Origin of the sequence: Tissierella praeacuta DSM 18095, from assembly GCF_900128955.1 — a bacterium.
Taxonomy (GTDB): Bacteria; Bacillota; Clostridia; order Tissierellales; family Tissierellaceae; genus Tissierella; species Tissierella praeacuta.
The window spans coordinates 269,218-281,377 of the sequence record NZ_FQTY01000001.1; the positions used below are offsets into that span (position 1 = coordinate 269,218).

The 12,160-nt window shown below is 28.9% G+C and carries 12 protein-coding genes; 11 read left to right on the forward strand and 1 reads right to left on the reverse strand.

Features of this window, described 5'->3' with window-relative positions; translation table 11 throughout:
- The 10 genes from aroH to BUB33_RS01540 all read left to right on the forward strand — a co-directional run bounded on the left by aroH (position 1) and on the right by BUB33_RS01540 (position 9,168).
- Positions 1 to 369, forward strand: a complete 369-nt coding sequence (gene aroH / locus BUB33_RS01495) for a chorismate mutase (protein WP_072972163.1) — start codon at positions 1 to 3, stop codon at positions 367 to 369.
- Positions 370 to 426: 57 nt separating this feature from the next.
- Positions 427 to 1,089: a (d)CMP kinase gene (gene cmk, locus BUB33_RS01500; protein ID WP_072972166.1), complete on the forward strand. Its 663-nt coding sequence runs from the start codon at positions 427 to 429 to the stop codon at positions 1,087 to 1,089.
- Between the two features lie 4 nt (positions 1,090 to 1,093).
- The gene (locus tag BUB33_RS01505) at positions 1,094 to 1,690 is read left to right on the forward strand and encodes a lysophospholipid acyltransferase family protein (RefSeq protein WP_072972169.1); all 597 of its coding nucleotides are present in this window, start codon (positions 1,094 to 1,096) and stop codon (positions 1,688 to 1,690) included.
- The gene (locus tag BUB33_RS01510) at positions 1,690 to 3,645 is read left to right on the forward strand and encodes a bifunctional 4-hydroxy-3-methylbut-2-enyl diphosphate reductase/30S ribosomal protein S1 (RefSeq protein WP_072972172.1); all 1,956 of its coding nucleotides are present in this window, start codon (positions 1,690 to 1,692) and stop codon (positions 3,643 to 3,645) included. The genes BUB33_RS01505 and BUB33_RS01510 overlap by 1 nt, the downstream gene beginning before the upstream one ends.
- 90 nt (positions 3,646 to 3,735) lie before the next feature.
- Positions 3,736 to 4,512: a CheR family methyltransferase gene (locus BUB33_RS01515; protein ID WP_072972176.1), complete on the forward strand. Its 777-nt coding sequence runs from the start codon at positions 3,736 to 3,738 to the stop codon at positions 4,510 to 4,512.
- A gap of 35 nt (positions 4,513 to 4,547) precedes the next feature.
- The gene (locus BUB33_RS01520) at positions 4,548 to 5,603 is read left to right on the forward strand and encodes a M42 family metallopeptidase (protein WP_072972179.1); all 1,056 of its coding nucleotides are present in this window, start codon (positions 4,548 to 4,550) and stop codon (positions 5,601 to 5,603) included.
- Complete coding sequence (locus BUB33_RS01525) at positions 5,594 to 6,613, forward strand: M42 family metallopeptidase (protein ID WP_072972182.1); 1,020 nt, start codon at positions 5,594 to 5,596, stop codon at positions 6,611 to 6,613. Before BUB33_RS01520 ends, BUB33_RS01525 begins: the two co-directional genes overlap by 10 nt.
- Positions 6,613 to 7,611 carry a M42 family metallopeptidase gene (locus BUB33_RS01530; protein WP_072972186.1) on the forward strand — a complete coding sequence of 333 codons (999 nt, stop codon included), beginning with the start codon at positions 6,613 to 6,615 and terminating at the stop codon, positions 7,609 to 7,611. The genes BUB33_RS01525 and BUB33_RS01530 overlap by 1 nt, the downstream gene beginning before the upstream one ends.
- A gap of 323 nt (positions 7,612 to 7,934) precedes the next feature.
- Positions 7,935 to 8,282, forward strand: coding sequence for a hypothetical protein (locus tag BUB33_RS01535; protein WP_072972190.1), 348 nt, complete (start codon positions 7,935 to 7,937; stop codon positions 8,280 to 8,282).
- Positions 8,283 to 8,571: 289 nt separating this feature from the next.
- Positions 8,572 to 9,168, forward strand: coding sequence for a MerR family transcriptional regulator (locus BUB33_RS01540; protein ID WP_072972194.1), 597 nt, complete (start codon positions 8,572 to 8,574; stop codon positions 9,166 to 9,168).
- Positions 9,169 to 9,229: 61 nt separating this feature from the next.
- Here BUB33_RS01540 and BUB33_RS01545 read toward each other — a convergent pair whose 3' ends face one another.
- Complete coding sequence (locus tag BUB33_RS01545; RefSeq protein WP_072972197.1) at positions 9,230 to 10,546, reverse strand: pyridoxal phosphate-dependent aminotransferase; 1,317 nt, start codon at positions 10,544 to 10,546, stop codon at positions 9,230 to 9,232.
- Positions 10,547 to 10,813: 267 nt separating this feature from the next.
- On the opposite strand from BUB33_RS01545, the gene miaB reads away from it, so the two are divergent.
- Positions 10,814 to 12,148 carry a tRNA (N6-isopentenyl adenosine(37)-C2)-methylthiotransferase MiaB gene (gene miaB / locus BUB33_RS01550; RefSeq protein WP_072972200.1) on the forward strand — a complete coding sequence of 445 codons (1,335 nt, stop codon included), beginning with the start codon at positions 10,814 to 10,816 and terminating at the stop codon, positions 12,146 to 12,148.
- Positions 12,149 to 12,160: the final 12 nt, after the last annotated feature.

Here is a 12,160-nt window from a genome sequence, read left to right on the forward strand (position 1 = left end):
ATGAATATTGTAACAATTAGGGGAGCTATCACTGTTCCTGAAAATTCCGTATCTAGTATATTAAATAGTACTACAGAATTATTAATTGAAATTGAAAAAGAGAATAACATAGATCGGGAGAAGGTTATTAGCATAATATTTTCTTGTACTAATGATTTAGATAAGGTATATCCTGCTAAAGCAGCTAGAAATCTAGGGTATACAAATGTTGGGTTAATGTGCTTTAATGAGATGTATGTTGAAGGAAGTCTTAATAGGTGTATTAGATTAATGGTGCTTTATAACTCAATAATAAATCAGAAAGATGTTAAACATATTTATTTAAGAGATGCAAAGATTTTAAGACCTGATTTGTCAAACAATGCCTAAGCCACCCAAAGGTGGTTATTATTTTGTATTGGAATGTTTTTTTATTGGAGGGATATTATGTTAGATAAAAATATTACAATTGCTATAGATGGGCCGGCTGGTGCTGGTAAAAGCACCATTGCAAAAAAGGTAGCTGAAGCCTTATCCATTGAATATGTAGATACAGGTGCAATGTATAGAGCTTTAACTTTAAAAGTGTTGAGACTTGGAGTAGATCCTTTGTCTGAAAATAATGTTATTGATGTTTTAAAGAATACTTCTATTGATTTTAAAGGCAATCATATTTATCTTGACGATATTCAAGTAGATGATAAAATAAGAGATTCTCTTATAAATAAGAATGTTTCTTTTGTGGCACAAATTAAAGAGGTAAGAGAAGGTATGGTTAAAATCCAACAAGGGTTGGCTAAAACAAAATCAATTATTATGGATGGCAGGGATATAGGTACTGTAGTTTTGCCAAATGCAGAATTTAAGTTTTTCATTACTGCAAGTGTTGAGGAGAGAGCAAGTAGAAGGTATAAAGAATTAGTAGAAAAGGGAGAAAAAGGAATATCCTATGAGCAGGTAAAATTTGATATAGAAAATAGGGACAGGATAGATAGTACTAGGGAAGTTGCTCCTTTAGTAGAATGCAAAGATGCTTATAGAATTGATACTACCAATAAAACTATAGAACAATCTGTAAAAGAAGTTATTTCTATAGTTAAGGGGAGGTAATTATATGTATCTTTATAGCGTAATAAGGGGAATAGTAGGGATACTATTTAGATTATTATATAGATTAGAGGTTCATGGTAAAGATAATGTACTGGAAGAAGGAAGATTAATATTATGTTCCAATCATATAAGTAATTTAGATCCCATTATTTTATCTATTGTATTTCCACGACAAGTCTGCTGGATGGCGAAAAAACAGCTTTTTAAAAATAAAGTATTATCATGTTTTTTAACTAAACTTGGAGCGTTTCCAGTAGATCGTGAAGAATCAGATTTATCAGCAATAAGAAATGCATTAAAAGTTTTAAAAAAAGAGAGTGTATTAGGTATATTTCCAGAAGGAACTAGAGTAAAAGAAATGAACATAGAGAATGCAAAGCCTGGAGTTGCATTGATAAGTATAAAGGCTAATTCCCCAGTTTTACCAGTATATATAGAAGGGCATTTTAAACCTTTTAGCAAGATAAGAGTTTATTTTGGAAAACCAATTAGTTTTTTTAGTAAGGATGATAAAAAATTGACTACAGAGGATTATCGTTTATTTAGTAAAGAAATCCTTCAATCAATATATTCTATTAAAGATAAAGAGGTGGAAATGTAGTGGAAATAATTATAGCTGATAATGCTGGGTTTTGTTTTGGAGTAAAAAGGGCAGTGGATATAACAACTACTGAACTTTTAAATTCTAACAGCAATATTTATTCACTTGGACCTTTAATTCATAATCCCCAAGTAGTAAAAAGTTTTGAAGAAAAAGGGTTAAAGACTATTGATGAAATAGAGGAAATTAAAAATGGTAGAGTAATTATAAGGTCTCATGGAGTGAGTAAATCTATTATAGACAAGATTAGTGATATGAGTTTAGATATAATAGATAGTACCTGTCCTTATGTAAAATCTGTACATAAGAGGGTTGAAGAATATCAAAATCAAGGATATAATATAGTAATAATTGGAGATGCAAGTCATCCTGAGATAATTGGAATAAATGGCTGGTGCAAAAATCAGGCATTTATTGTAAATTCCTTAGAAGAAGCAAGGAATTTATCTAAAATGGATAAAATATGTGTAGTTTCTCAAACCACAAATACACAAGAAAAATTTGAAACTTTATCAAAGATTATAAAAGAAAAAGGTAATAAGGTTGAAATATTTAATACAATTTGCAATGCTACAAATTTACGTCAAGAATCATGTAAAGAGGTTTCAAGCAAAGTAGACGCTATGATTGTAATAGGAGGATATCATAGTTCAAATACAAACAAATTAGTAGAAATTAGTAAAAAGTATTGTAAAAATGTATATCATATAGAAACTTCTAAAGAATTACCTTTACAAGTACTATCAAAATTTAATAAAATAGGAATAACAGCAGGTGCTTCAACACCTGATTGGATAATTAAGGAGGTAGTTGAAACAATGGACAATATTAACAGCAATGAAATGATGGAGGCAATTGAAAATTCTTTTACTAAAATTCATAGAGGTGATGTATTAAAAGGTGAAGTAATTTATGTTACTAATAATGAAGTTATGGTTAATATAAATTATAAATCTGATGGTATTATTAATAGAGAGGAATTATCTAATGATCCAGATGTAAAACCAAAGGAGCTATATAAGGTTGGAGATGAAATAGATGTTTATGTAGTTAAGTTAGATGATGGTGAAGGTAATGTAGTTCTTTCAGCAAAGAGAGTAAATGATTTTAAAAATTTAGATACTGTTGAAAAGATATTTAATGATAAAGAAAGAGTTGAATGTAAGGTATTAAATAATATTAAAGGTGGACTTTCTGTAATAGTAAATGGAGTTAATGGTTTTATGCCAGCTTCTCAGGTATCTATTAATTTTGTATCTGATTTAAGTGTATATAAAGGTAAAGTTCTAATAGCTAAAATTATTGATTTTGATAGAGAGAAAAAAAGAGTTATTTTATCTAGAAAAGAAGTAGAAAGAGAAGAATTAAATAATAAGAAAAAAGAGTTATGGGCAACTCTTGAAGTAGATCAAGTGGTAGAAGGTACTGTACAAAGATTAACTGACTTTGGTGCTTTCGTAGATTTAGGCGGAGTAGATGGATTAATTCATATATCAGATTTATCTTGGAATAGAGTTAAACATCCTTCAAATGTAGTTAAAGAAGGACAAAAAGTTTTAGTTAAAGTATTAGCTCTAGACAAGGAAAAAGGCAGAATTTCCTTAGGGTTAAAACAAACTGTAGAGGAACCATGGACTGCTTTTTCTAAAAACGTAAGTGTTGGCGATATTGTTGAAGGAACCGTTGTAAATTTATTAGACTTTGGTGCATTTGTTAGATTAAAAGAAGGAGTAGATGGATTACTTCATGTTTCACAAATATCAAAAGAACATATTAATAAACCAGCAGATGTTTTAAAAGTAGGAGAGAAAATTAATATAAAAGTTATTGATATTAATGAAGAAGAGAAGAAAATCAGCTTAAGTTTAAAAGAGGTTAACGAAGTAGTTGAAGAAGATATAATTTTAAATAAAGAACCAGAAATGACTATTGGAGATATTGTAGATAATAATTAATAAATTGCTAAAGACTAAGGGTTTTAATGTAGTGTAATTACATTAAAGCCCTATATTGCATTTTTGCTTAAATACTTTTGGGAGGTAAAAATGGATAAATATGAAGCTTTTAAAAAAAATGTAAATGAATTAATAAATATAGATTTAAATTATTATAAAGAGAAACAAATGAAGAGAAGAATATCATCATTACTAAGTAGAAATAATTTTAAAGATTTTGATGATTATTTTATTGGAATAAAGAAAGATGAAAAATTATTAGAACAATTTATTAACTATTTGACCATAAATGTTTCAGAATTTTATAGAAATCCTTCTCAATGGGATGTATTAGAAAAAGATATAATTCCCTCTTTAATGAAGAAAAACAAAAGAGGACTAAAAGTTTGGAGTGCCGCTTGTTCTACTGGGGAAGAACCATATTCTTTAGTTATGATGCTATCTAATTTTTTTCCTTTAAAAGATATCAAAATATTAGCAACAGATTTAGATGATGAGGCTATGAACAAGGCAAAACTAGGATTATATAGTGAAAAATCCTTGGCAAATCTTCCGAAAGGGTTCAAGGAAAAGTATTTTAATAAAATAGAAAGCTCATATAAAATATCAGATGATATTAAAAAATGTGTTGAATATAAAAAGATGGATTTATTAAAAGATAGATTCCCATCAAATATAGATTTAATAGCTTGTCGTAATGTAATGATTTATTTTACCGAGGATGCAAAGGAGCTTTTATACTCTAAGTTTTATAATTCCTTAAGTGATATTGGCATATTATTTGTAGGAAGTACTGAGCAAATAATTATGCCTGAAAAACATAAATTAAAGGCAGCAAAGACATTTTTTTATGAAAAGATAATTTAATGATTAAAAAATTATAACTAAAAGGAGGAATAGATTTGGATGCCAAGATGTTTTTAGAATTATTAAGTAATGGTAAAGGTATCTCTGGATATGAACATACCTTAAGAGATGCTATAACATCAGCATTTGATGAATATGCAGATGATATTATAGTAGATAAACTTGGAAACATCATAGCAGTGAAAAAGGGAGAACCTAATGAAAATAATATAAAGATAATGCTTGCAGCTCATATGGATGAAATTGGATTAATGGTAAAGGATATTGAAGAGAATGGATTTATTAGATTTACTAATATAGGTGGAATTGATCCTAGAACTATTTTAGGTCAAGAAGTCATTGTACATGGTAAGGAAGATTATTTTGGAGTCATAGGTTCTAAGCCTCCTCATTTACAAGAACAATCAGAGCATGATAAAGCTATAAAGATGGAAGACATGATTATAGATATTGGATTTTCTAAAGAGAAAGTGGATGAATTTATAAATATAGGGAATCCAATAACTATTAGAAGAAAAATGGTTAATCTTCAGGGAACAAGAGTTGCAGGAAAGGCTTTAGATGATAGAGCTGGGATAACTGTTATTTATGAATGTATCAAAGAGTTAAGCAAGATAAAACATGAAGCAGATGTATACTTTATCTCCACAGTACAAGAAGAGGTCAGTATGGCTGGAGCTTTAGTTAGTACCTATAAAGTCAACCCTGATATTGGTATTGCTGTAGATGTTGGATTTGGTACAACTCCAGAACTTTCTAAATCTGATTCTATAGAACTAGGCAAGGGAGTTGGTATTACATTAGGTGGAAATATTCACCCAACACTTCGAAAGAAACTTACAGAAGTGGCTAGAGAATATAATATTCCATTTCAAATGGAAATAACTCCAGGATTAACTGGAACTGATGCAAGGGCTATGATGATAACTAGAGAGGGAATTCCTTCCTTAGTACTGTCAATTCCCTTAAGATATATGCACACATCTGTTGAGGTAGTTGATATGATAGATATAAAGCATACTGGGAAGCTATTAGCATTTTTTATTGCTTCTATTTCTAATGAGAATTTGGAGGGACTATTATGCTATTAAAACAATTAACGGAAGCCTCAGGAGTATCTGGTAATGAAAAAGAAGTTAGAGATTTAATAATTTCTGAAATAAAAGAGTACGTTGATACCTTAAAAATAGACAGGATAGGGAATATAATTGCATATAAGAAAGGTAAAAGTACTGATAAAAGATTAATGATTACAGCACATATGGATGAAGTTGGATTACTCATTAAAGAGATTGATAGTATGGGGCTACTTAAATTTACAACAGTAGGTGGAATAGATAAAAGGATTTTGGTATCTAAACCTGTTTTAGTTGGGAAAGATAAAATTATGGGTGTAATTGGTGCAAAACCAATTCATCTTCAAAAAAAAGAAGAATGGAAAAGAGCCTTAACATTAGATGAATTATACATAGATATAGGTGTAAAATCTAAGGAAGAAGCCGAAAAATTAGTTGCTATTGGTGACTATGTTTCCTTTGCATCTGATTATGTAGAATTTGGTGAGAATTTAGTTAAGGCAAAAGCACTTGATAACAGGGTTGGATGCTCCCTTTTAGTTAATCTAATTAAAGAGGTAAAAGATATTAGCTTTTATGCTGTTTTTACAGTAATGGAAGAAATAGGATTAGTAGGAGCTGGCCCTGCAGCCTATGAAGTTAATCCAGATATTTCATTAATATTAGAAGGAACATTATGCTATGATATGCCGAAGTTGGATACACATTTAGTTCCTACTTATATTAATAAAGGACCTGCAATATCTTTAATAGATAGAACTACAATATATAATCATGAATTTAGAAGAAAAGTAGTTAGTGTTGCAAAAAAAAATAATATCCTATATCAATATAGAAAAACTTCTATGGGAGGAAATGATTCTGGGAAAATTCATACTACTAGAGAAGGCTCACTAACTACTACTATATCAGTTCCTTGTAGATATATACATTCACCAGCATCTGTAATGAGTAAAGAGGATTACAACAATACGTACTTGCTTTTGAAGGCAATTTTATCTGAATATGAAAGGGAGGAATTATAATGAGTATGAACTTTAGCTTGTTAAAAGAATTAGTTGGGGTTTATGGTCCGGCAAGCAATGAAAAATTAATAAGAGAATATATTTTAAATGAAATTAAAGATTATGTAGATGAAATGGAAATAGATGCTCTAGGTAATTTAATTGCTAGAAAAAAGGGCAATGGGAAAAAAGTTATGATTTCTGCCCATATGGATCAAATTGGACTTATGGTAATTGATATAGATGAAAAAGGATTTTTAAGATTTACAAATGTAGGTGGTATTTCTCCAGTAGTTTCTTTAAGTCAGCAAGTTATATTTGAAAATGGCACTATTGGAGTTGTTTATGCTGAACCTATTGAGGATATATCCAAGTTAAAATTAGAAAATATGTATATAGATATTGGTGCTTTTAGTAAAGAAGAAGCAGAGAAAAAAATAAATATAGGTGATATTTGTATATATAAATCTGAGTATATAGAAAATGAAAATGTTGTATTTACTCCTTATTTAGATGATAGGGTTGGATGTTTTATTGCAATTGAAGCTCTAAAATCAATAAAGAATCCAGTCAATGATTTATACTTTGTTTTTTCAGTTCAAGAAGAAGTAGGACTTAGGGGAGCTAAGACTGCGGCATATAGAGTTGAACCTGATATAGGAATTGCCTTAGATGTAACTAGTCATGGTGATACTCCTAAGGCTAAAAGATTTGCCATTGGATTAAATAAAGGAGCTTCAATTAAGGTAAAAGATAATTCTATTATCTGTCATCCAAAAGTAAAAGATTTATTAGTTTCCTTAGCTAAGGATAATAGAATTCCTTATCAAATGGAGGTATTAGAATTTGGTGGTACAGATTCTGGAGTTATCCATATTAACAAAGAAGGAGTTCCGTCTGGAGTAATTTCTATACCTACTAGATATGTTCATTCTACTATAGAAATGGCATCTAAGGATGATATTATTAATTGTACAAAGCTTTTAGTAAAGTTTTTAGAGGATAAGTTAGACATATAAGAACTTGAGTGTAGTATAAGTGATATTAATAGGGCTGCCATTATATATGTTTAACGTATGTAATTGGAGGTTTTATCTTAAAACAAAACTTTTATAATCTAATATTTATATTTATTATCGAAGTAAATGTCAACAAATTACGAATAAAGATTATTGATAATAGTAGATAAGTTTGATATAATTTAGTCAAACCTTGGTAATACTTGGTATTTATTATTCCCCAAAGATAAATCCTAGGAATAACTTTCTATAGGGGAGGAAAGTTATGTTTAATTACTAATGTAAAAATATAAATTATATACAAAAGAAAGGGGCTATATTATATGCTAAAGAAAGATATTAATAAGTACCTATCAGTAGTATTATCAGTATTAATGTTACTTGCAATCTTTCCAGTTAATGTGATTGCAGTGGAGGAAAATAATAGAGAGAATACTTTTTTGAGATCTCTTGATTGTGACTATTGTGGAAAGGGTCAAATTGTAAGCAAAACTAGAACAGATAAATATGTTTTAGAGATTGAACCATGTGGACATTCTGCAAAATGTGATGTAGAGAAGACAAAGGTTGTAACCCAATCGTGGACTCAATGTACCACACGTGGATGTTATCATTCTGATGTTAAGATTGATGAAAAAATAAAGTATATTCATACAAGTTGTGGTAGATAGTAAAAAGCCAATAGTTGGGATTTGTTTCCCAATTATTGGCTTTCATAATAAAATCCATTTTTGCCATAAGCAAGATGGATTTTATTATTTTTCATCGACAATTATATATAAAAAATACTATATATTTTTTATAAAATATTAGGTTTTTGTTTAACTATGAAATAGTATATTGGGTTTTGTATTATTATGAAATAATTTGTATGAAAAAAGTTTTTAAAAAATAAAGGATTTATAATTTGTTTATAGAACTATATAATTAGATAGAGATTGGATTCGAGGGGGATATATTATGTTGGATTTGAATCATGAATACACTATATCGGAAGTATCTGAACTGACTGGATATGCTCCACATGTCCTAAGATATTATGAGAAAGAATTTGAAATTGATATTCCAAGAAATAATTCAAATCATAGGTATTTCACATATAAAGAGATTGAATTAATACAATATATAAAGACTTTACAGGATAAAGGATTTACTAATAAACAGATAAAGCTTATAATACAATCTCCAGAAATTATGGTGAACAATCATGAAGAAACAGATATTGTTGCTGTTGAAGATAATATGTTTTTTGATACATATCAATTAGCAAAAGAAATAAGTATGACTTTGGAAGAAGAATTCTTTGATAAATTATTTAATCATATTAATGAAGGTTCAGAAAAAAATATTAAAGTAATAGAAGAATTAAGAGATGAGGTAGCAATGCTTCGAAATGAATTGAATTCTAAGGAAAGAGATGTTTTGATATGTGAAAATGCCAAGCTTAAAATGAAAATAAAGGAGAAAACTTTTGAAAATATAGAATTGAATGAAAAACTAAAAAAAATTGAAGAAAAAGAAGTAGGGTTTTTTAAGAAGATATTTAAAAAGAAATAGTATAAGGGTATAATAAACTCTTATACTATTTCTATATATTTAGAATGAATTTTACTTTATATTATCTTTGAGCCTCATATTTTCTTAAAAGTTTAACAAATAATTCAGGAACCTTAGCCATGTTTTCAGGTGATTCAACAAAAGAAATTCTGAACTGAGTTTTTCCTGGATTTTCTTCATCATTTTTAACATCATAGAAACCCTTCATTGGTGCTACAAGTAAAGTTGTTTCAACTCCATTCATATCAACTGAACCTTCCCCTGCACAATATAGAACGAAATCAATTGAATCAAATCCTGGCTTTACAACATTTCTTACATCTATTACTGAATAAATTGATGCATCTGGGCTTGAAACAATAAGATTAGGTTCTTGTTCTTTAAGACCATTATAAACCTTTACTATTAAATCTTTATAATAATCTCTTTGTTGTTTACACCATCCAAGAATACTTTCTTTGCTTTCATGAGCTAATGCTCCGAAAATATATTGTCCAATTACATTAGCACAAAGATTAGCTGTATATTCAGCAACTGAACGGTTGTTAAATTCTGCATTATCTGTAATAACTGCACCTATTCTTAGACCACATGCATTCCATACTTTTGAAGCAGTTTCAATACTAATTCTTCTTCCCTCAATCCCTGGGACATCTGCATCTGTTAATCCCCAAATACTTACAAGTTTTTCTTCTTCATTATAATATAATTCACGATAAGCTTCATCACTTACCATCCACATATTATACTTAACACAAAGCTTAGCAAGGTCTTTTAAAATATCATATGTGTAATATTGTCCTGTTGGATTATCATATGGAATTATTAAAAGTGCTCCTGGATTATTTGATTTAATCATTTCTTCAACTTCATCCATATCCGGTAAATTAAACTTTCCATCTTCGCCCATATGACGTTTTATAGTTACAGTTTTACGACCAATTCTTTCTGCAAATGAAATATAGTTTGTATAAGCAGGGTCAATCATCATAAGAGGTCTTTCATCAGTTCCAGCTGGTCCGCAAACCCCTAGAAGTAATAATTCCATACCAGATGAACCACCATCTGTTACTTGAACATAAAGATTACTTGTATCAAAACCTTCACTCTTTAAGATATTTTTAAAAGCATTTTGTGCTTCTACAGTACCTGCTGTTCCTGAATATCTAACAACTCCATTTGCAAAAGGACTTTCAGATGAATTAAGTCCAAACATTCTCTTTTGCATAGCTGGATTTGTTGGTAAAGATACGTTTCCTATTCCAACATTAATTACTGCTTGAGGTTTTACTTTACGTTCGTCATATTTCATTTGAGCTAAACGAACATCTGATGGTTTTCTTGATTCAAAATGTGCTGATAGTATTGGTTTACTCATTATAAATTTCCCCCTCTTTTATATTTTATATGAATTTTTGCCAATAAATTTAATTAGTCTACTTACATCTATTATACACTAATTAAAAAATTTTTCATCCTATTCTTAATTTTTAGGATAAATTATTTACTTTATTGTGAGTTAAAGTTAAATCACTTAGTTTAAACATTTTATAGACTTCTAGTGTATTCTATTAGTTTTATGGTTTTAACAATAGTTATAATTATGCTATAATATATTTAATATAAAAATTAATGAGGTGTAAAAATGAAGGAAAGCAAAAGACAAAAAAAGTATCTCATAAAAACCTATGGTTGTCAGATGAATGAGCATGATTCTGAAAAAATATCATGGATTTTAGAGAGAATGAACTATATTGAAACTGAGAATATAGAAGAGGCAGATTTTATAATATATAATACTTGTTTAGTTAGGGAAAATGCTGAATTCAGAGTATATGGAAACTTAGGTTCATTAAAGCAATTAAAAAGGGAGAAACCTGATTTGATGATTGCAGTTTGCGGTTGTATGATGCAAAGAGAAGAGGTTAGGAAAGTTATATTGTCTAAGCATAGACATGTAGATATAATATTTGGTACTCATAATATTCATAAGTTGCCTCAACTAATTAATAACCATATGAAAACTGGTGAAACTATTGTAGACATACTTGAAGATGGTAGAGAAATAATTGAAGATATAAATTCTAATCGAAAATATTCTTATAAGGCATTTGTTAATATTATGTACGGATGTAATAATTTCTGTACTTATTGTATAGTTCCATATACTAGAGGAAGAGAAAATAGCAGAGAGCCAGAGAATATAATTAAAGAGATAGAGGAACTAGCTAAAAATGGATGTAAGGAAGTTACTTTATTAGGTCAAAATGTAAATTCTTACGGAAAGAATTTACAGAGAAATTATAGCTTTACTGATCTTTTAAAGGATATTAATAAAATAGACGGAATTGAAAGAATTAGGTTTATGACATCCCACCCTAAAGATTTATCTGATGACTTAATTAATTGTTATGCTACTTTAGATAAACTATGTCCTCACTTGCATCTGCCTGTTCAATCTGGTAGCAATAAAGTTTTAAAGGAAATGAATAGAAATTATACTAAGGAAGACTATTTAAAGATTATTGGCAAGTTAAAAGAAGCAGTTCCAGAAATAGCTATTACAACGGATATTATAATTGGATTTCCAGGGGAAACAGATGAGGATTTTAATGAGACATTAGACTTAGTTAAAGAGGTAAAATTTGATTCGGCATTTACCTTCTTGTATTCTATTAGAGAAGGTACTAAAGCCGCTAAAATGGAAAATCAAATAGATGAAAAATTAAAGCATATTAGATTCGAAAGATTAACAGACACATTAAATGAAATTGCCTTAGGTATAAATCAGAAATTATTAGGTAAAACATTAGAAGTCCTAGTGGAAGAAATAAGTAAAAATAATGCTGAAGTTTTAACAGGAAGAACAAGAACTAACAAACTTGTACATTTTAAAGGGGGGAAAGAACTTATAGGTTCTTTAGTTAATATAAAAATTGAAAATGTTAAAACTTTTACACTTGAGGGTAGTATAATTTAATTTTTACTGCTT